Below are 19,363 nucleotides of genomic sequence, written 5' to 3' on the forward strand. Positions count from 1 at the left end.
TGGATGAGTCACAGCACCGGCGGTCCCCGGCACGAGGGCACCGCCCCGCCGGCACGGCCCGCCAGCACAGCCCGGCGGCGCCGGCCCCTTTCCCCACCCCTTTTTCCACTCCTTTTTTCGGGTCCGCGCGGCGCGCCGCGGGGTTCTGGTGCAAAACGGCGCGGTCTGATTGGCTTAAGGCATGAGTTGGCTCCACCCCAAAGACCAGTTGCCCCAGAGCGAACACCTCCGGGAGGACATCAATCTCCCCGAGGCCGGGCACGAGTCCGCCGGGGAGTTTTCCGAGGAGGCGTACACCTCCACCCAGCTCAACGCAGGGCAGTTCGTTCCCGGACTGAGCCCGCACGGCGAGTACCGGCACGAGCTCAACCCCGAGCACTTCGATGAGCCCGGTGACGGCCGGCTCGTCCCGCCCGAGGAGAGCTAAGGAACAGGACGGGTCCGGGTGCTGGTTGAATTCGGTGCTGGTTGAATTCGGCGCTGGTGGGACCCGGTGCTCGTTAGACTCGAGGCGTGACCCTACGCGAAACCGCTCCTGCGCTCCGACAGATCGTCGGCGCCGCCATTGTGGACTCCCTCGCCCGCCCCACCGCCCTCCTCGTGGCGCGCCGGACGGCGCCCGAGCAGTTCGCCGGCATGTGGGAATTCCCGGGCGGCAAGGTGGAGACCGGAGAGAGCTGCACCGACGCCCTCCACCGCGAGCTGAGGGAGGAACTCGGCGTCGACGTGAGCCTCGGCGCCGAGGTGAACGGACCCCTTCCAGGCGGGTGGCCGCTGAATGCCACAGCGGTGATGCGCGTCTGGCTTGCCGAGGTGGCCGCCGGTGACCCGCAGCCCCTTCAGGACCACGACGAACTGCGCTGGATCGACCTGGCCGACGCCCCGGCCCTGGCGGCGTTGTCATGGATTCCGGCCGACCGGCCCATCGTCAGCGCGATCCTGGAGCTGGCGGGGTCCTAGGGCGGCGGTCCTGAGACGGCGTTCCCGTCGAGGCGTGCCGCCGCCGGCCCGCGCAGGCGAAACAGCGTCGGCGAGAACAGTGTCGACTAGAACAGTGTCGGCTCGGCCTGCGCCGGTGCGGTGCGAGCACCGGGCCGGTTCCGGCTGCCGGGCGGCCGGGGCTGAGTGCCTCCCGCAGGTCCCTCCCCGCCGGTCGAAGCGCTGCGCAGAAAGCCGGCTCCGGCCGGGAGCCCATGGCGCTTCCGGAAATAGCGGACCCTTCCGGTGAGCCACTGCGTGTACTCCTTCGAGGCGTAGGAACCGCTCCCGTAAAGGTCGCGGTACCGGGGGAGGAGATGCCGGTGGTTTCGGGACAACCAGTTCAGGAACCATTCCCGAGCACCCGGCCGCAGGTGAAGCGGTCCCGCCGTGACTCCGGTGGCCCCGGCCGCTGCCAGCGCCGCAAAGAGCCCATCGAGGGCTTCATCGGTATCGGTGAGCCAGGGCAGGATCGGCATTGCCATCACCCCGCAGGGAAGGCCGGCGTCCCGAAGTCTGCTGATCAGCCCGAGGCGCGCCTTGGGCGCCGGCGTCCCGGGCTCCACGGCTTCGGCCAGGGCCGCATCCGTCAGGGCCAGGGAGATGCCCATGCCCACCGGGACGGAGCCGGATGCGGCGGTCAGCAGCGGAATGTCCCGGGCCAGGAGCGTGCCCTTGGTGAGGATCGAAAACGGCGTCCCGGAATCGGCGAGTGCGGTGATGATGCCGGGCATCAGGCGGTAGCGTCCCTCGGCCCGCTGGTAGGGGTCGGTATTGGTGCCCATCGCCACGTGCTCGTGCTTCCACGAGGGCCGGGCAAGCTCCTTTCGCAGCACCTCCGGGGCGTTGGTCTTCACCACGAGCTGCGAATCGAAGTCCAGTCCCGCGTCGAGGTTGAGGTAGCTGTGGGTCTTGCGGGCGAAGCAGTACACGCAGGCGTGGGAACAGCCGCGGTACGGGTTGATCGTCCACGAGAACGGCATGCCGGAGCCGGCGTGCACCCGGTTCAGCACCGACTTGGCGGCAACCTCGTGGAAGGTGATGCCGGCGAACTCGGGGGTGCGGACCGTGCGGAGGAGCCCGGCCAGGGGCAGCAGCGGTTCGGCGCCGGTGACCGGCAGGGCGGGGTCGGTCTTCTGGGCATCCCAACGCATCCCTGAATTAGAACACATATTCGAGGAAAAAACAGGATGACGGGCCGCAATGGCCTACGCTGGTTCCATGATCCTCCTGACCGGTTTCGAGCCTTTCGGCGGTGAGGCCAGCAATCCCTCGTGGGCAGCGGCCCGCGGCGCCGCCGACCGGCTGGCGTCCGAGGGGTACGAGGCCGCCGCGGTCGAACTGCCCTGCTCCTTCGCCGAGGCTCCGGTGGCGCTGGCCGCCGCGGTGGAGCAGTTCCATCCCCGGCTCGTGCTGTGCGCGGGGCAGGCGGGCGGCCGGAGCGCCATCTCGCTCGAGCGGGTGGCAATCAACCTCGTGGATGCGCGGATCCCCGACAACCGGGGGGAGCAGCCCGTCGACCGCCCGGTGCGGGACGGGGGGCCGGCCGCGTACTTCACCTCCCTCCCGGTCAAGGCAGCGCTGATGAAGCTGACCGGGGCGGGAATCCCCGCGGAGGTCTCCCAGACGGCCGGCACGTACGTCTGCAATTTCCTCTTTTACACATTGATGGATCTGCTCGCTTCGCGCGGGAACATCACCGGCGGATTCGTCCACGTGCCGTACTCGACCGGTCAGGGGGCCGTCCACGGCAAACCCGGGCTCAAGGTCGGCTCGATGGCGACGGCGCTCGCCCTCATCGCGGTCGCGGCGCTGGAGAACCCCGTTGACATCGAGGTGCCCGCCGGCGCCGAGCACTAGCCTCCGCACCTGGCGGGGTGCCGTCGAAGCGGGCTGCAGCAGGGCGGTGCGGCGTCGCCCGTGCCGTCAGCGCCGGCGGATCACCGCGGCCGCTGCGGACCGGAGGCTGCGCACGGGCCGCTGCCGGTAGCCGCCGTCGGCCAGGCCCGCATGGCGTTCGAAGGGGTTGAGCGAGGCGGGGTCCCCGGTGCGCAGCACCGACCACGCGGCGGCGGCGAAATACAGCGGAAGGAAGGGCAGGCCGAGGCAGGCCGCGTACTGGAGGCTGTGCCGGGCCTCGTGGGCGAGCAGGGCCGTTCCAGCCCGAGAGCGGGGCCCGCGCAGGAACACAACGCTTCCCACCGTGAAGGCCCCGGCAATCGGCAGCCGGCCGGTCCAGCCCTCGGCGATGATGATCCCGCCGGGCCCGGGCGAGAGGGTGCACCCTCTCGCCCGGGCGAGCAGCAGTGCACAGGGGGTCGAGAGGTTCAGCCAGTTCAGGGCGCTGGCCACTGCGCCGGCAGAGCTCATGCGGATATCCTAGTTCCCGGTCAATTAGACTGGCCATGCCGGGAAGTTGGTGTGCAACCGCCGCTCCCGGAACTTCCCCGATCGGCTCCGCAGGCTTCCTGCGTCCGCCGGACCCGCAAACGAGAGTGCTAGGTAAGCCATCCCGATGTCTAACTCCCACGAGCAAGTCGGGGCCGGGAGCCCCGGCGCCGAAATACCCGACCCCCTTGATGCCGCGGCCGTCTCCGCGGCGGTCGAGAAGGCCCTGGCCGACATCGCAGCGGCCGACACCCTCGATGCACTCAAGGCGGTCCGGATTGCGCACACCGGGGAGAAGTCGGCCCTCAGCCTGGCCAACCGCGGTATCGGAGCCCTCGCCAAGGACCAGAAGGCCGCCGCCGGCAAGAACATCGGCCCCGCCCGCGGCAGGATCAACGCCGCGCTCGCCGCCCGCACCCTCGAACTCGAGGCCGAACGCGACGCGCGGATCCTCGTCGAGGAGGCTGTCGACGTCACCGCCGCCCCGCAGCGGCGGCGCATGGGCGCCCGGCACCCGCTGTCCACCCTGCAGGAACGCGTCACCGACGTCTTCGTCGGCATGGGCTGGGAGATCGCCGAGGGTCCGGAGCTCGAGTCGGAGTGGTTCAACTTCGACGCCCTGAACTTCAAGCCGGACCACCCGGCGCGCGAAATGCAGGACACGTTCTTCGTCGAGCCGCCCAGCGCCCACCTGGTGCTGCGCACCCACACCTCCCCGGTCCAGGTGCGCTCCATGCTCGAGCGCGAGCTGCCCATCTATGTGCTGTGCCCCGGGAAGGTCTTCCGCACCGACGAGCTCGACGCCACCCACACGCCGGTCTTCCACCAGTTCGAGGGCCTCGCCATCGACAAGGGCCTCACCATGGCCGACCTCGTGGGAACCCTCGAGCACTTCACCCGGCAGCTGTTCGGAGCGGAGGCGAAGGTCCGCCTGAGGCCGAACTACTTCCCGTTCACCGAGCCGAGCGCCGAGCTGGACATCTGGCACCCCGGAGCCAAGGGCGGTCCGCAGTGGATCGAGTGGGGCGGCTGCGGCATGGTGAACCCGAACGTGCTGCGCGCTGCCGGGATCGACCCCGAGGTCTACTCCGGGTTCGCCTTCGGCATGGGGATCGAGCGGGCGCTCATGTTCCGCAATGAGGTCAGCGACATGCACGACATGATCGAGGGCGACGTACGTTTCAGCCAACACTTCGGGATGGAGATCTAAGTGAGAATCCCCCTTTCATGGCTGCGGGAGTTCGCCGCAGTGCCCGCCGACGCCACAGCGGAAGGCGTCCTGGCCGACCTGGTCACCGTGGGCTTCGAGGAGGAGGCGGTCCACCGTCCCGTCGACGAGCTGAAGGGCCCCATCGTCGTGGGCCAGGTGCTCAGCATCGTCAAGGAACCCCAGTCCAACGGCAAGACCATCAACTGGTGCCAGGTGCGCGTTGTGCCCGAAGGCGCCGAGCAGACCCTGACCGGTGAGGGCATCGACCCCTCGGGCGTGCAGGGCATCGTCTGCGGCGCCCACAACTTCGCCGAGGGCGACAAGGTGGTCATGACCCTGCCCGGGGCCCTGCTGCCGGGAAACTTCGCCATCACCCCGCGCAAGACCTACGGACACCTCTCGGCCGGCATGATCGCCTCGGTGCGTGAACTGGGCATCGGCGAGGACCACGACGGCATCCTGGTGCTCTCCACCCTGGGCCTTGACCCCGAGGTGGGCTCCGACGCCCTGGAGCTGCTCGGACTGTACGACGAGGCCGCCGAGATCAACGTCACCCCCGACCGCGGGTACGCCTTCTCCCTCCGGGGCGTCGCCCGCGAGTACGCCCACGCCACGGGGACCAAGTTCACGGACCCGGCCGGCGCCGTCACCGTCCCCGAGTCCTCCGGGCCCGGGTACCCCGTGCGGCTCGAGGATACGGCCCCGATCTACGGCCGGCCCGGCTGCGACCGGTTCGTGGCGCGCACCGTGCGCGGCGTCGATCCGACCCGGCCCACCCCGCCCTGGCTGGCCGCGCGCCTGCGGCTGGCCGGAATGCGCTCGATCTCGCTGCTCGTCGACATCTCCAACTACGTGATGCTCGAACTCGGGCAGCCGCTCCACTTCTACGACCTCGACCGGCTGTCCGGCGACATCGTGGTGCGGCGCGCCGCCGAGGGCGAAAAGCTGAAGACCCTCGACGACAAGGAGCGCGCCCTCGATCCGGGCGACCTGCTGATCACCGACGCCTCCGGACCGATCGGCATCGCCGGGGTGATGGGCGGTGCGGCGACGGAGGTCTCCGCAGCGACGGCGAACGTGCTGATCGAATCGGCCCACTTCGAGGAGGTCAGCATCGGCCGCTCCCGGCGCCGCCACCGCCTGCCCTCCGAGGCGTCGAAGCGCTTCGAGCGCGGCGTTGACTGGCACGTTGCCGACATCGCGGCCCAGCGCGCCGTCGAACTCATCATTCAACTCGCCGGTGGAACCGCCGACACCACCGCCACCGACGCCGGGACGGCCCCGGAGCCGCGCCGGATCGACCTGCCGGAGGGCTTCCCCGCCCGGCTGATCGGGCTGGACTTCACCCCGGAGCAGATCACCGGCACCCTTGAGGATCTCGGCGCCGCCGTCACGGCGCAGGACGGCGGCCACCAGGTGGTCCCGCCGAGCTGGCGCCCCGACCTTGAGACGCGCGAGGACCTCACCGAGGAAATCATCCGGCTCGTCGGCTTCGACAAGATCCCGTCCTCGCTGCCGACGGCGCCCCCGGGGCGCGGGCTGACCCGCCTGCAGCAGCAGCGCCGCCGCCTGCTGAACGCCCTCGCCGCGGCCGGGCTCACCGAGGTGCTTTCCTACCCGTTTGTCTCCAAGGCCTCGAACGACACCTTCGGTTCCGCGGAGGAGGGCGTGCCGGCCCGGGCCGTGAAGCTGGCGAACCCGCTCAGCGCCGAACTCGGATACCTGCGCACCTCCGTGCTGCCGGGACTGCTTGACATCGTCCGGCGCAACGTCTCCCGCGGGTTCCGCGACCTTGCCCTGATGGAGACCGGCCTGGTGTTCCTCCCGGGTGAATCCATGGGCACCGAAAGCATCCCGCCCCTTGGCGTGCGCCCGCCGGAGGAGGTGCTCGACGCCCTGTACGAGGGGATCCCGCACCAGCCGCAGCTGATCGCCGCCGTCTTCACCGGCCATGAAACTCCCGCCGGCCCTGGACTGGCGCCGCGGGCCTGGGACTGGGCCGACGCAGTGGATGCCGTACGCCTGATGGGTGAGGTCACCGGCGTCGACCTCGTCGTCGAGCAGGGCGCGCACCAGGCCTTCCATCCCGGGCGCACCGCACGCATCCGGCTGCGCAGCGGGGAGGTCCTTGGCTACGCGGGAGAACTGCACCCGAAGCTCACGGCGGCCTCGGATCTTCCGGCCCGGACCGTGGCGCTTGAAATCAACGCCGACCTGCTGTTCGAGGCGGCCCCTGATGTCATCGTGGCGCGGGACCTCTCCACCTTCCCGGCATCCACCCAGGACGTGGCGCTGGTCGTCGCGGAGGACGTCCCGTCCTCGGCCGTGCTTGAAGCCCTGCGCGAGGGGGCGGGGGACCTCCTCGAGGACCTGAGCCTGTTCGACGTGTACTCGGGCCCTGGCATCGACGAGGGGAAGAAGTCCCTCGCCTTCGCCCTGCGCTTCCGCGCACCGGACCGCACGCTCACCGTCGAGGAGGCGAGCGCCGCCCGCAGCTCTGCCATCGCTGTGGCCGCCGAACGGTTCGGCGCCTTCCAGCGCTGAGGCACGGCGGCGGCACCGGGGCAGTTCGCCTGCACCCGGTGCCGCCGGCGTCCGGATCCCGCGAACTGCTTCCCCGCGGGGGTGGAGGGAGTTCCGTCACCACGGCATCCCTGCCGGAAGCCCTAGCCATGCCCGGCAGGTTCAACGAGCGGCCCCCAGGCCTGCCTCGCGGCGTACCGGGGCTGATCCCTCCGCCGGGCTCAGGGGATCAGGAGCACCTTCCCGGTGGTCCGGCGGGCCTCAAGGGCCTCATGGGCGCGCGCGGCTTCCGCCAGGGGATACCTCGCTCCGATGCGGACCGTCAGGGCGCCGGTGATGATGGCATCGAACAGTTCGCCCGCCCGCCAGCGGCGCTCTTCGGCGGTGAGCAGGTAGTGGGCGACCGACGGCCGGGTCAGGAAGAGCGATCCGCCCCGGTTCAGGCGCTGCGGGTCGAGCGGGGGGACCGGGCCCGATGCCGCCCCGAAGAGGACCATCGTGCCGCGCACCCGCAGCGAGTCCAGCGAGCCGTCGAAGGTGCTCTTGCCCACCCCGTCGTAGACGACATCGACGCCCGTGCCGCCGGTGAGCTCCCGGACCGCCTCGGCGAACCCGTCATAGCGGAGCACCTCGTCCGCCCCGGCCCCGCGGGCCAGCTCCTCCTTCTCCGCGCTGGACACCGTCGTGATCACCCGTGCCCCTTTGGCCTTGAGCAGCTGGATCAGCAGCAGGCCCACACCACCGGCCCCGGCATGGGCCAGCACGGTCTGGCCGGAGGCCACCGGGAAGGTGGAGTTGATGAGGTAGTGCGCCGTCAGCCCCTGCAGTGCGGCGGCGGCGGCCGTCTCCAGATCCACGCCGTCGGGCACCGGCAGCGCCTTGTCCGCCTCCACCAGCGCGTACTGGGCATAGGTGCCGGTGCCTTCGGCGAAGGCCACCCGGTCTCCCACCGCGAATCCGGCAGCGGAAGGCCCGAGACCGACCACGACGCCGGCGGCCTCGCCGCCCAGGGGGAAGGGAAGCTTAACGGGGTAGGCGCCGCTGCGCTGGTAGGTCTCGATGAAGTTGACGCCGGCCGCGGCGACCTCGATCAGCAGTTGGGTGCCCTGCGGTTCCGGGCGCGGCATCTCGGTGCTGGACAGGACTCCGGGGCCGCCGGTCTCGGTGAGGACGATGGCCTTGGCCATGGTGGTCTCCGTTCGTTGGGGTGAAACCCTCATGCTAGGCGCGGGCTGCTCCTCCCGCCATCCGAAACCCCGCCCTGATCCGGTGCATAACTATGTGGTGCTCTGCATAAATCTGCCGTATGCTTGCGGAATGAGTCTTTCAGTTGCGGTGTCGGGAGCCAGCGGGTACGCCGGCGGGGAGCTGCTGCGGCTCCTCGCATCGCATCCGCTGGTAAAGGTCGGCGCCATCACCGCCCACAGCAACGCCGGCGAGCGGCTTGGCGCGCTTCAGCCGCACCTCCACGCGCTCGCCGACCGGGTCCTCGAGGAAACCTCAGCCGAGACGCTCGGCGGGCACGATGTCGTCTTCCTCGCCCTTCCCCACGGTGCGAGCGCCGGCCTCGCCGCCGAACTGTCCCCGGATACCCTCGTCATTGACGCAGGAGCGGACCACCGCCTCGAGGATCCCGCCGCCTGGGAGGCCTTCTACGGCTCCGCGCACGCAGGCACCTGGCCGTACGGACTGCCCGAGCTCCCCGGACACCGGGAGGCCCTGCGCGGCGCCCGCCGGATCGCCGTGCCCGGCTGCTACCCGACCTCCGCTCTGCTCGCCCTCGTCCCCGGCTTCGCGGCGGGCCTGCTGGAGCCCGAGGACGTCGTCATCGTCTCCGCCTCGGGCACCTCCGGTGCGGGAAAGGCCGCCAAGGCACACCTCCTCGGTTCCGAGGTGATGGGCGGAATGAGCCCGTATGGCGTCGGCGGAAGCCACCGGCACACGCCGGAGATCGAACAGGGCCTCAGCGCGGCCGCGGGGGAGGCGGTGCGGATCTCCTTCACCCCGACCCTCGCCCCCATGGCGCGCGGCATCCTCACCACGGCGACGGCGCGGGTGCGTCCGGGCACTCCGGCGGAGGAGCTGCGGGACGCCTGGGCCAGCGCCTACGGCGCAGAGCCCTTTGTGCGGCTCCTGCCGGAGGGGCAGTGGCCGGCGACGAAGGCGGTGCTGGGCTCCAACTACGCCAACCTCCAGCTCGCGTTCGACGCGCACGCGGGGCGGGTGATCGTCAGCTGCGTCATCGACAACCTCACCAAGGGAACGGCCGGCGGGGCCGTCCAGTCAATGAACATCGCCCTCGGACTCGACGAGACCGCGGGCCTGACCCTCCAGGGGACAGCACCATGAGCATCACCACCCCGGGCGGCTTCCGTGCCGCCGGCGTCGCCGCGGGCCTGAAGGCCTCAGGCGGCTCCGACGTCGCCCTCGTCGTCAATGACGGGCCGCTGAAGCACGCCGCGGCGGTCTTCACCACCAACCGGGTCGCCGCGGCGCCGGTGCTCTGGTCGCGCCAGGTCGTCTCCGACGGACGGGTCGACGCCGTCGTCCTGAACTCCGGGGGAGCCAACGCCTGCACCGGCCCGGAGGGATTCGCCAACACCCACCGCACGGCCGAGGTTACGGCGGACCTGCTCGGCGTCTCTGCGGCCGACGTCTTTGTCTGCTCCACCGGGCTGATCGGGGAGCAGCTGCCGATGGACAAGCTGCTGGCGGGCGTCTCGGAGGCGGCCGGAAACCTCAGCTCCGGTGGGGGCCCCGCCGCCGCCGAAGCCATCATGACCACCGACACCGTCTCCAAGGAGGCGCGCTATCCGGCTTCCCCCGACACCGCGAGCGAGGGGTACTCGATCGGGGGGATGGCCAAGGGTGCGGGAATGCTCGCCCCCGGGCTCGCGACCATGCTCGTGGTGCTCACCACCGACGCCGTGCTTCCCCCGGCACAGCTCGACGCAGCACTGCGGGCCGCCGTGCGGGTCAGCTTCGACCGGACCGATGCCGATGGGTGCATGTCAACCAACGACACCGTGGTGCTGCTCGCCTCGGGAGCCAGCGGAGCCACCCCCGATCCGGACCAGTTCACCTCTGCGCTGACCGGCCTCTGCCTCGATCTTGCGTCCCAGCTGATCACCGACGCCGAGGGGGCAAGCCACACCATCGCCATCACCACGGTCCGTGCAGCCTCAGAGGCCGACGCCGAAACCGTGGGGCGTGCGGTGGCGCGCTCGAACCTCTTCAAGACGGCGATCTTCGGCAACGACCCCAACTGGGGGCGGGTCCTGGCGGCCGTGGGCACCACCGATGCGGCGTTCGAACCCGACCGCCTGAACGTGTCGATGAACGGGGTGCAGATCTGCCGCAACGGCGGCATCGGGGACTCCCGCGACCTCGTCGACCTGTCGGGCCGGGAGGTCACCGTGGAGATCGACCTCGCCGCGGGGACGGCCAGCGCCACCATCTGGACCAACGACCTCACGCACGAATACGTGCATGAGAACTCCGCCTACTCCAGCTGAGAAAAGGACCGAACGTGACGCACTCCGCCGCCTCCGCCGCCGGCCTGCTCCGGGCGCAGGGCACCGCCGCCGCCCTGGTGGAGGCGCTGCCCTGGATCCAGCGCTTCGCCGGGACCACCATGGTGATCAAGTACGGCGGCAACGCGATGATCAACGACGACCTGCGCCGCGCCTTCGCCGAGGACATCGTGTTCCTGCACCACGTCGGCATCCGGCCGGTCGTCGTGCACGGCGGCGGGCCGCAGATCAGTTCGATGCTCGGCCGCCTGGGCATCGAATCCGAATTCGCCGGCGGCCTGCGGATCACCACCGCCGAGGCCATGGACGTGGTGCGCATGGTGCTCACCGGGCAGGTCGGCCGCGAGCTGGTGGGTCTGATCAACGCCCATGGCCCCTACGCCGTGGGACTCAGCGGCGAGGACGGCGGGCTGCTCCAGGCAACGCGCACCGGCACCGTCGTCGACGGGCAGGAGATTGACCTCGGCCTGGTGGGAGAGGTCACCGGGGTAAACCCCGGCGCCATCCTTGACATCCTCCAGGCCGGCCGGATCCCGGTGATCTCCACCGTCGCCCCGGAGACCGACGGCGACGGCGCCGGAACCGGGCAGGTGCTCAACGTCAATGCGGACACCGCAGCCGCGGCCCTGGCCGCGGCGCTGGGCGCCTCCCGGCTCGTCATCCTCACCGACGTCGAGGGCCTGTACCGCAGCTGGCCCGACAGGGACTCGCTGATCTCCTCCCTGCCGGCCGCGGAGCTGCGGGAGCTGCTGCCCTCGCTGGCAGCGGGAATGATCCCGAAGATGAAGGCGTGCCTTCGGGCCGTCGACGACGGCGTGGAGAGCGCCTCCGTCATCGACGGGCGGCTGGCCCACTCCCTGATCCTCGAGACCTTCACCAACGCAGGAATCGGCACCCAGGTAACCGCCGACGCCGCGGCCCACCGGCCGGAGGCGAAAGCATGAGCGGCGGAGGCCCGGGCATGAGCGCCGGATCCAAAGGAGCCACCTCGACCGGGGGAGCGGAGTTCCTCGCGCGGCTCGGCTCACCAATGGGCACTCCGGGGTCCGGTGCGGACTGGCTCGCCCGGTACGGCTCGTCCCTCCTGGGCGTCTTCGGCGCCCCGCAGCGCGTCCTGGTGCGCGGCAGCGGATGCACCGTCGAGGACGCCGACGGCAACACCTACCTCGATCTGCTCGGCGGCATCGCGGTGAACACCCTGGGCCATGCCCACCCGTTCGTCACCTCGGTGGTCTCCGCCCAGCTGGCAACCCTCGGCCACGTGTCCAACTTCTTCACGAGCCCCACCCAGATCGTGCTCGCCGAAAAACTGCTGGCGCTCGCCGGAGCCCCGGACGGTTCCCGGGTGTTCTTCACCAACTCCGGGACCGAGGCCAACGAAGCCGCGTTCAAGCTGGCCCGCCGGAACGGATCACCCACCCGCACCCGGATCCTCGCCCTCGACGGCGCCTTCCACGGGCGCAGCATGGGCGCCCTGGCCCTGACCGCGAAACCGGCCTACCGGGAGCCGTTCCAGCCGCTTCCCGGGGGAGTGGAGCACCTTCCCTTCGGCGACCCGCAGGCCCTGCTGAACGCCGTCGACGACACGGTGGCCGCGGTGTTCCTCGAGCCGATCCAGGGCGAGGCGGGGGTGCGCCCGCTGCCGCAGGGCTACCTTCGGCGGGCCCGGGAAGCCACCGCGGAACACGGTGCCCTGCTCATCCTCGACGAGGTGCAGACGGGCATCGGCCGCACCGGCACCTGGTTCGCCCACCAGGCCGAGGGGGTCGTCCCCGACGCCATGACCCTGGCCAAGGGCCTCGGCGGCGGGTTCCCGATCGGTGCGCTGGTGACCTACGGGCCGGCGTCGGGCCTGCTTACCGCCGGCCAGCACGGGACAACGTTCGGCGGCAACCCGGTCGCCGGCGCCGCGGGCCTTGCCACCCTCGCCGTCCTCGAGGAGACCGGTGCCCTCGACAACGCCGGGATCCTCGGCGAGCACCTGCGCGCCGGGCTGGCCGCCGTGCCCGGGGTGGTCGAAACCAGGGGCGCCGGGCTCCTGATCGGGTTCGACCTGGACGGCGGGTACGCGCCCGCGGCGGTCCGGGCGGCGCTGGACGCGGGATTCATCATCAACAGCACCTCGGAGCGCACGCTGCGCCTGGCGCCACCGCTGATCCTTACCCGGCCGCAGGCCGACAGCTTCCTGGAGGCCCTCCCCGGCATCCTCACCACCGCGCAAGGAGCCGCATCATGACCCGACACTTCCTCGTCGACACCGACCTCAGTCCCGCGGAGCAGCGCGAGGTCCTCGACCTCGCCGATGAGCTGAAGAAAGACCCCTACGCGCTCGCCCCGCTGGCCGGCGGAGAGCACGGGCGCCGCACGGTGGCTGTCATCTTCGACAAAACCTCCACCCGGACCCGGATCTCCTTCGCCGCGGGCATCGCCGACCTCGGCGGCTCGCCGCTGATCATCGGCGCCGGGGAATCCCAGCTCGGGCACAAGGAGTCGATCACCGACACCGCGAAGGTGCTCGAACGCATGACCGCGGCCGTCGTGTGGCGCACCTACGCCCAGTCCGGGCTCGAGGAGATGGCCGCGGCGTCGTCCGTGCCCGTCATCAACGCCCTCTCCGACGACTACCACCCCTGCCAGCTGCTCGCGGACCTGATGACGATCCGCGAGCGCAAGGGCGAACTCTCCGGGCTCACCCTGGCCTACCTCGGCGACGCCGCCAACAACATGGCCAACTCCTACCTGCTCGCCGGGGCCACCGCCGGCATGGACGTGCGGATCGCCGGCCCCGAAGGCCACCTGCCCGCCGGCGCCGTCGTGGACGCCGCCCGGGAGCGGGCCGCGGCGACCGGCGGCTCGGTGCTCATCACCACGGATCCGGCCGAGGCCCTCCGGGACGCCGACGTGGTCGCCACCGACACCTGGGTCTCCATGGGCCAGGAGGAGGAGAAGGCGGCCCGGCTCGAGCTGTTCCGCCCCTACGGCGTCGACGCGGCCGCCATGAGCCGGGCCCGGTCCGACGCCGTCGTCCTGCACTGCCTGCCGGCCTACCGCGGCTACGAAATCTCCGCCGACGTGATCGACGGCCCCCAGTCGGTGGTGTGGGACGAGGCCGAGAACCGGCTGCACGCGCAGAAGGCGCTCCTGGCCTGGCTGCTGCGCGGCCCGGCGCCGGAGGACGGAACGCCGTGACCCGCGAGTCGCACCGGCCGGCGACGAAGACCGCCCGCCAGGCCCGGATCACCGCCCTGCTCACCGCCCAGTCCGTGCGGTCCCAGGCCGAGCTGGCCGCCCTGCTGGCCGCTGACGGCGTCCAGGTCAACCAGGCGACGCTCTCCCGGGACCTCGTCGAACTCGGCGCAGTGCGGATCCGCGGCCGTGACGGCGCGCTCGTGTACGCGGTGCCGGGCGAGGGCGGCGGCCGGACCCCCCAGACCGGGCTGACCCAGGAGATCCTCGACGCGCGCCTCGCCCGGTTGTGCGCCGAACTCCTGGTCACCGCTGAGGCCTCGGCAAACCTCGTCATCCTGCGCACCCCGCCGGGCGCCGCCAACTTCCTCGCCCTCGCCATCGACCACTCGGTTATGCCATCGATCCTCGGCAGCATCGCCGGAGACGACACGGTGATGCTTGTGACCCGCGACCCGAACGGCGGCGCGGAGGTCGCCGAACGCTTCCTGAACTACGCCCGCGACCCCCTCAGCGCGGGCGAGCCCCACCCCGTACCCCCCAACCACCTCCCGGACGCCGTGTCCGGGGATTCACCCAAGGAGCACACCCAGTGACCGAACGCATTGTTCTCGCCTACTCCGGCGGACTCGACACCTCGGTGGCCATCGGCTGGATCGCCGAGGCCACCGGCGCCGAGGTGATCGCCGTGGCGGTCGACGTCGGACAGGGCGGTGAGTCCCTCGAAGACATCCGGCAGCGCGCCCTCGCCTGCGGCGCCGTCGAAGCCTATGTCGCCGACGCGCGGGACGAGTTCGCCAACGAGTACTGCATGCCCGCCCTGAAAGCCAACGCCCTGTACATGGACGCGTACCCCCTGGTGTCCGCGCTGTCCCGCCCGGTGATCGTGAAGCACCTCGTTGCCGCCGCCCGCGAGTTCGGCGCGATGACCGTGGCGCACGGCTGCACCGGCAAGGGCAACGACCAGGTGCGTTTCGAGGTCGGCATCCAGACCCTCGGCCCGGACCTGAAGTGCATCGCCCCGGTGCGCGACCTCGCGCTGACCCGCGATAAGGCCATCGCCTTCGCCGAGGAGAAGAACCTGCCGATCGAGACCACGAAGAAGAACCCGTTCTCCATCGACCAGAACGTGTGGGGCCGTGCCGTCGAAACCGGCTTCCTTGAGGACATCTGGAACGGGCCCACCAAGGACGTCTACGACTACACCGACGCCCCCGAAGCCTCCCCGGCGCCCGATGAGGTCATCATCACGTTCAAGGCGGGCATCCCCGTGGCCATCGACGGCAGCCCCGTCACCCCGCTGCAGGCCATCGAGCAGCTCAACCGCCGGGCCGGCGCCCAGGGCGTTGGCCGCATCGACATCGTCGAGGACCGCCTTGTCGGCATCAAGAGCCGGGAGATCTACGAGGCGCCCGGTGCCATGGCGCTCATCGCCGCGCACCGCGAGCTCGAGAACGTCACCGTCGAGCGCGAGCAGGCCCGCTTCAAGAAGACCGTCGACCAGCGCTGGACCGAACTGGTGTACGACGGCCAGTGGTTCTCTCCGCTGAAGCGCTCCCTCGACACCTTTCTCGAGGACACCCAGAAGTACGTCAGCGGCGACATCCGGATGGAACTCCATGGCGGCCGCGCCACCGTCACCGGACGCCGGTCCGAGACCGCGCTCTATGACTTCAACCTGGCCACCTACGACACGGGGGACACCTTCGACCAATCGATGGCCCGCGGGTTCATCGAGATCTTCGGCCTGTCCTCCAAGGTGGCCTCCGGCCGCGACCAGCGGGCAGAGGCCTGAGGTGGAGGCCCGCGCCACCGGAAGCACCAACGCCGGATCGCTGTGGGGCGGCCGGTTCGACGGCGGCCCGGCCGACGCCCTGGCGGCCCTGAGCAAGTCCACACACTTCGACTGGCGCCTCGCCGTGTACGACATCGAAGGTTCCCGCGCCCACGCCCGGGTCCTGCACCGGGCCGGGCTGCTGAACGAGGGCGAGCTGTCCGGGATGCTGAAGGCCCTCGACGCGCTCGACGCCGATGTCCGCTCCGGGGCCTACACCCCGGCGGACTCGGACGAGGACGTGCACGGGTCCCTTGAGCGCGGACTGATCGAGCGGGCGGGCGCGGAGCTGGGGGGCCGGCTGCGTGCCGGCCGGTCCCGGAACGACCAGGTCGCCACGCTCGGGCGCATGTACCTGCGCGACCACGCGCGCGTCATCGCCGGCGGCGTGCTCGCCGTCATCGATGCACTCGTCGGCCAGGCCCGGACCCACCCGGAGGCACCCATGCCGGGGCGCACCCACCTGCAGCACGCCCAGCCGGTGCTGCTGAGCCACCACCTGCTCGCCCACGCCTGGGCGCTGCTGCGCGACGTCCAGCGGCTGCAGGACTGGGACCGGCGCGCGGGCGTCTCGCCCTACGGGTCAGGGGCGCTGGCGGGCTCCTCGCTGGGCCTCGACCCGGAGGCGGTGGCTGCCGACCTCGGGTTCGACTCGGCGACTCACAACTCGATCGACGGGACCGCCTCACGCGACGTCTACGCCGAATTCGCCTGGGTCGCGGCGATGATCGGGGTCGACCTGTCCCGTATCAGCGAGGAGATCATTCTCTGGGCCACCAAGGAGTTCTCCTTTGTGACGCTTCATGACTCCTTCTCCACCGGTTCCTCGATCATGCCGCAGAAGAAAAACCCGGACGTCGCCGAGCTGGCCCGCGGCAAGGCCGGCCGGCTGATCGGAGACCTCACCGGGCTCCTGGCCACCCTGAAAGGACTTCCCCTTGCCTACAACAGGGACCTCCAGGAGGACAAGGAACCGGTGTTCGATGCCGTCGACACCCTTGAGCTCCTGCTGCCGGCGGTGTCCGGGATGATCGCCACCCTCACCTTCTCCACCGAACGGATGGCGGCCCTGGCGCCCCAGGGGTTCGCGCTGGCCACCGACGTCGCGGAATGGCTGGTGAGGCAGGGGGTCCCCTTCCGCGAGGCGCACGAACTGTCCGGCGCGGCAGTGCGGCTCGCGGAGGGCCGCGGGGTGGACCTCGACGGTCTCACCGACGAGGAGTACGCGGGAATCTCCGCCCACCTCACTCCCGGGGTGCGGGAGGTCCTGAGCGTCGAGGGGTCCCTCGGCAGCAGGGACGCCCAGGGCGGAACCGCTCCGGCCGCCGTCGCACGCCAGCTCGAAGCCCTCAAGCGGGAGCTGCGCGCGGCGGCCGACTTCGCCCGCCCCCGGGCCTCCTGAAGATCCCCGGCGGCCCGTCCGGGCCGCCGGGGGAGTCTTCCGTCGGGCCCGGAGCCGGAGTAGGTTGTGGCTAAGCCACCCGGAGGGACCATGGACACAGGCACCAGAACCGAAACCCCCGTCGGTACGAATGTGCCCGGGCAAACCCACCCCGGCGGAACGCCCGCTGGCGGCCCCGGGCGGGCGGATCCCACCGGACGCGTGGAGCAGGTTCACGGGAACCACGTCCTGGCCTTCGACGAACAGTTCGACTACCCGCGGTCGTATCTGTGGGAACTGCTGACCTCGCCGCCGAAGCTCGAGCGCTGGCTGGGACGGCTCAGTCCGGGGCTGAAGCTGGGCAAGGAGTTCTCCCTCGAACTCGATGGCGGAATCATCAGCGGCACCGTGGTGCACATCGACCCGCCCACCAGCGTGCAGTTCACCTGGGAGGACGAGTTCGGCCTCGTGTCGATCGTCGAGTTCCGGGTGCTGCCGAGCAACGGCGGCACCCTCCTCCAGCTCCGGCTGCACCCGGAGACCGACGAATTCCTGGCCGAGGGAGCGGCGGGCTGGCAGCTGCTGCTCGAGGCCCTGCGGGCGGCGGCGGCCGGTGTGCCGGCGGAGGGGCCGGGGCCGGACTGGATGGAGCTGCGCGACGCCTACTGCCGGCGCTTCGCGCTCTCACCCAGCATGGGCGTGCTCGAAGAGGAGGAGGGTGTGCCGCTTGTCCGTTTCGACCGGCGCTATGAAGGGAAACTGCTCCTCGTCAACGATGCGCTGACCGCTGACCCCGAGGACCAGCCCTTCGTCGAGCTGGCCGAGGTCGACCTCACCCGCGAGGGCAAGAAGTGCACCCGGGTGACGGTGCGCGCGGTCGTGGAGGACTGGGAGGGGCTTCCCCGGCTCATGGCCCGCTGGCATGCACACCTCGACGCGGTCGCCGTGAACCTCGCCGGCGGCTCGCCCCACCGGAGCGAGCGCAAGATCCGGGTCCTCGAGGAGTTCTACCGCCGGGCCCTGGCCGCCTGAGCCGGGCCGGGGCCGTCGGTCCGCAGCAGCAGCTGTTCGGGTGAGGGCGAAAGGGCGTTGGTGAACACCGTGCACGCGGCCCCGACCGCGCCCACATCGGTGCCGAAGGCCGTTCCCTCGATCTGGATGCCGTCCGCGTGCGGGGCCACGGTCAACCTCGTCAGCACGTCCGGAACAATCCGGAGGTAGGACCCGGCCAGCAGCGGCCAGTACGGACCCCCGAACACCACGCGGTCGAAGTCGAGGGCGTTCGTCAGCACGGAGACGGCCTTGGCCACGCGCTCGGCGGAGACGTCGATGATCCTCCGGGCAGCCTTCCCGTCCACCGCACGGGCGCACAGGTCGAGGAACGCCGTTTCGACCGCTCCCGGGTCGGCGTTGTCCACGGGATAGTCGAGCACGCCCAGCAGCACGGCCTCCTGTACGAGGTTCTGCGGCATGCAGGTCACCGCCAGGCAGCCCCGCAGCCCGCAGGTGCAGGCCGGCCCGTCGGGGTCAACGACGATGTGCCCGACCTCGCCGGCGTTCTGCGTCCGCCCGCGGAGCACCGACCCGCCCGACACCAGGCCGATGCCGATGCCGGTCCCGAGGTAGACGAAGAGGAAGTTCTCCGGCGACTCGCTGGAACTGCCCCAGATCTCCGCCACGGCCGCCGCGGCGACGTCCTTTTCAAGCACCACCGGGAAGCCGGTCGCCTCGCTGAGGGAGCTCCGCAGGGGCACCTGGTGCCATCCCCGAAGGAAGGGAGGATCGACAACGACGCCGTGCTCGGGATCGATGGGGCCGGGAGATGCGACCCCGACGCCCAGAACGAGGCCCCGGTCAACCCCGGCACCGGTAAGCAGGTCGGCGACGGCCGAGGCCATGACATCCACAATCGCCTCGGCGCCGGGTTCCACCGGCGTGCGCCGCGTGGAGTGGGCGACGACCCGGCCGCCCAGGTCGAGGATCACGAAGGTGAGGACCGCGGGATCGAGGTGCACGCCCACCGCGTAACCCGCCGTCGGGTTCAGGGTGAGGACTGTCCGCGGCTTCCCGCGGCCCTTCCTTACCGTGCCCGATTCGACGATCAGCGACTGGTCGAGCAGCCGCCGGGCGATGTTCGAGAGTGTCTGCGCCGACAGGCCGGTGGCACCCGCCAGCTCAATGCGGCTGAGCCCGTCCGGAGACCGCCGGATGGCGTCGAGGACCACCGTCTGGTTGAAGTCGCCCATCCGGGGAAGGTTGGTGCCCCGACGCGACGGCGCACCGAATTCAGCGCTCAAGGCACAACCTCTCCGTCGATTGGGCTCCCCGGG

At 70.9% G+C, this 19,363-nt stretch carries 18 protein-coding genes; 14 read left to right on the forward strand and 4 right to left on the reverse strand.

Annotated features, from left to right (window positions below; translation table 11 throughout):
• Window positions 1-181 precede the first annotated feature (181 nt).
• A complete protein-coding gene (locus E2F48_RS07585) occupies window positions 182-427 on the forward strand; it encodes a hypothetical protein (protein ID WP_133403344.1) in 246 nt (81 codons plus the stop codon).
• Between the two features lie 86 nt (window positions 428-513).
• Window positions 514-960 (forward strand): (deoxy)nucleoside triphosphate pyrophosphohydrolase, encoded by a 447-nt coding sequence (locus tag E2F48_RS07590; protein WP_133403345.1) that lies wholly within the window; start codon window positions 514-516, stop codon window positions 958-960.
• An 86-nt stretch (window positions 961-1,046) separates the two neighbouring features.
• Here E2F48_RS07590 and E2F48_RS07595 read toward each other — a convergent pair whose 3' ends face one another.
• On the reverse strand, window positions 1,047-2,132 hold the full coding sequence (locus E2F48_RS07595; RefSeq protein ID WP_185149798.1) for an Rv2578c family radical SAM protein: 1,086 nt from the start codon (window positions 2,130-2,132) through the stop codon (window positions 1,047-1,049).
• 67 nt (window positions 2,133-2,199) lie between these two features.
• On the opposite strand from E2F48_RS07595, the gene pcp reads away from it, so the two are divergent.
• The gene (pcp, locus tag E2F48_RS07600; RefSeq protein WP_133403346.1) at window positions 2,200-2,838 is read left to right on the forward strand and encodes a pyroglutamyl-peptidase I; all 639 of its coding nucleotides are present in this window, start codon (window positions 2,200-2,202) and stop codon (window positions 2,836-2,838) included.
• 66 nt (window positions 2,839-2,904) lie between these two features.
• Here the strand turns inward: pcp and E2F48_RS07605 are convergent, their stop codons facing one another.
• Window positions 2,905-3,348 carry an eCIS core domain-containing protein gene (locus E2F48_RS07605; protein WP_133403347.1) on the reverse strand — a complete coding sequence of 148 codons (444 nt, stop codon included), beginning with the start codon at window positions 3,346-3,348 and terminating at the stop codon, window positions 2,905-2,907.
• 145 nt (window positions 3,349-3,493) lie between these two features.
• Between E2F48_RS07605 and pheS the strand changes: the two genes are divergently transcribed.
• Window positions 3,494-4,576: a phenylalanine--tRNA ligase subunit alpha gene (pheS, locus tag E2F48_RS07610; RefSeq protein ID WP_133403348.1), complete on the forward strand. Its 1,083-nt coding sequence runs from the start codon at window positions 3,494-3,496 to the stop codon at window positions 4,574-4,576.
• Window positions 4,577-7,120 (forward strand): phenylalanine--tRNA ligase subunit beta, encoded by a 2,544-nt coding sequence (pheT, locus tag E2F48_RS07615; protein ID WP_133403349.1) that lies wholly within the window; start codon window positions 4,577-4,579, stop codon window positions 7,118-7,120. It begins immediately after the preceding gene.
• 200 nt (window positions 7,121-7,320) lie between these two features.
• Here the strand turns inward: pheT and E2F48_RS07620 are convergent, their stop codons facing one another.
• Entirely contained in the window at window positions 7,321-8,286 is a 966-nt protein-coding gene (locus tag E2F48_RS07620; protein ID WP_133403350.1) for a quinone oxidoreductase family protein, read from the reverse strand.
• Window positions 8,287-8,416: 130 nt separating this feature from the next.
• Here E2F48_RS07620 and argC point away from each other — a divergent pair, with 130 nt between their 5' ends.
• The 9 genes from argC (at window position 8,417) to E2F48_RS07665 (ending at window position 18,065) form a co-directional block, all read left to right on the forward strand.
• Window positions 8,417-9,448, forward strand: coding sequence for an N-acetyl-gamma-glutamyl-phosphate reductase (gene argC, locus E2F48_RS07625; RefSeq protein WP_133403351.1), 1,032 nt, complete (start codon window positions 8,417-8,419; stop codon window positions 9,446-9,448).
• Window positions 9,445-10,614: a bifunctional glutamate N-acetyltransferase/amino-acid acetyltransferase ArgJ gene (gene argJ / locus E2F48_RS07630; protein WP_133403352.1), complete on the forward strand. Its 1,170-nt coding sequence runs from the start codon at window positions 9,445-9,447 to the stop codon at window positions 10,612-10,614. The genes argC and argJ overlap by 4 nt, the downstream gene beginning before the upstream one ends.
• A 14-nt stretch (window positions 10,615-10,628) precedes the next feature.
• Complete coding sequence (argB, locus tag E2F48_RS07635; protein WP_246018569.1) at window positions 10,629-11,576, forward strand: acetylglutamate kinase; 948 nt, start codon at window positions 10,629-10,631, stop codon at window positions 11,574-11,576.
• 86 nt (window positions 11,577-11,662) lie between these two features.
• Window positions 11,663-12,868: an acetylornithine transaminase gene (locus E2F48_RS07640; protein WP_133403442.1), complete on the forward strand. Its 1,206-nt coding sequence runs from the start codon at window positions 11,663-11,665 to the stop codon at window positions 12,866-12,868.
• A complete protein-coding gene (argF, locus tag E2F48_RS07645) occupies window positions 12,865-13,821 on the forward strand; it encodes an ornithine carbamoyltransferase (RefSeq protein ID WP_133403353.1) in 957 nt (318 codons plus the stop codon). Before E2F48_RS07640 ends, argF begins: the two co-directional genes overlap by 4 nt.
• Window positions 13,818-14,414 (forward strand): arginine repressor, encoded by a 597-nt coding sequence (locus E2F48_RS07650; RefSeq protein WP_133403354.1) that lies wholly within the window; start codon window positions 13,818-13,820, stop codon window positions 14,412-14,414. The genes argF and E2F48_RS07650 overlap by 4 nt, the downstream gene beginning before the upstream one ends.
• On the forward strand, window positions 14,411-15,613 hold the full coding sequence (locus tag E2F48_RS07655; RefSeq protein WP_133403355.1) for an argininosuccinate synthase: 1,203 nt from the start codon (window positions 14,411-14,413) through the stop codon (window positions 15,611-15,613). Before E2F48_RS07650 ends, E2F48_RS07655 begins: the two co-directional genes overlap by 4 nt.
• A 1-nt stretch (window position 15,614) precedes the next feature.
• On the forward strand, window positions 15,615-17,054 hold the full coding sequence (gene argH, locus E2F48_RS07660; protein ID WP_133403356.1) for an argininosuccinate lyase: 1,440 nt from the start codon (window positions 15,615-15,617) through the stop codon (window positions 17,052-17,054).
• Between the two features lie 90 nt (window positions 17,055-17,144).
• Window positions 17,145-18,065, forward strand: a complete 921-nt coding sequence (locus E2F48_RS07665; protein WP_133403357.1) for an SRPBCC domain-containing protein — start codon at window positions 17,145-17,147, stop codon at window positions 18,063-18,065.
• Here the strand turns inward: E2F48_RS07665 and E2F48_RS07670 are convergent.
• Window positions 18,041-19,330 (reverse strand): ROK family transcriptional regulator, encoded by a 1,290-nt coding sequence (locus E2F48_RS07670; protein ID WP_342772586.1) that lies wholly within the window; start codon window positions 19,328-19,330, stop codon window positions 18,041-18,043. The two genes, E2F48_RS07665 and E2F48_RS07670, sit on opposite strands and share 25 nt — an antisense overlap.
• Window positions 19,331-19,363 lie beyond the last annotated feature (33 nt).

Origin of the sequence: Arthrobacter crusticola (genome assembly GCF_004357995.1) — a bacterium.
In the GTDB taxonomy this organism is placed as follows: domain Bacteria; phylum Actinomycetota; class Actinomycetes; order Actinomycetales; family Micrococcaceae; genus Arthrobacter_D; species Arthrobacter_D crusticola.

Bases quoted from the DNA above. Each gene is read 5' to 3' on its own strand.
- argJ (WP_133403352.1), top strand. From the start codon at position 9,445: ATGAGCATCACCACCCCGGGCGGCTTCCGTGCCGCCGGCGTCGCCGCG.
- argF (WP_133403353.1), top strand. From the start codon at position 12,865: ATGACCCGACACTTCCTCGTCGACACCGACCTCAGTCCCGCGGAGCAG.
- E2F48_RS07605 (WP_133403347.1), bottom strand. From the start codon at position 3,348: ATGAGCTCTGCCGGCGCAGTGGCCAGCGCCCTGAACTGGCTGAACCTC.
- E2F48_RS07595 (WP_185149798.1), bottom strand. From the start codon at position 2,132: ATGCGTTGGGATGCCCAGAAGACCGACCCCGCCCTGCCGGTCACCGGC.
- E2F48_RS07640 (WP_133403442.1), top strand. From the start codon at position 11,663: ATGGGCACTCCGGGGTCCGGTGCGGACTGGCTCGCCCGGTACGGCTCG.
- E2F48_RS07665 (WP_133403357.1), top strand. From the start codon at position 17,145: ATGGACACAGGCACCAGAACCGAAACCCCCGTCGGTACGAATGTGCCC.
- pcp (WP_133403346.1), top strand. From the start codon at position 2,200: ATGATCCTCCTGACCGGTTTCGAGCCTTTCGGCGGTGAGGCCAGCAAT.
- pheS (WP_133403348.1), top strand. From the start codon at position 3,494: ATGTCTAACTCCCACGAGCAAGTCGGGGCCGGGAGCCCCGGCGCCGAA.
- argC (WP_133403351.1), top strand. From the start codon at position 8,417: ATGAGTCTTTCAGTTGCGGTGTCGGGAGCCAGCGGGTACGCCGGCGGG.
- E2F48_RS07585 (WP_133403344.1), top strand. From the start codon at position 182: ATGAGTTGGCTCCACCCCAAAGACCAGTTGCCCCAGAGCGAACACCTC.
- E2F48_RS07620 (WP_133403350.1), bottom strand. From the start codon at position 8,286: ATGGCCAAGGCCATCGTCCTCACCGAGACCGGCGGCCCCGGAGTCCTG.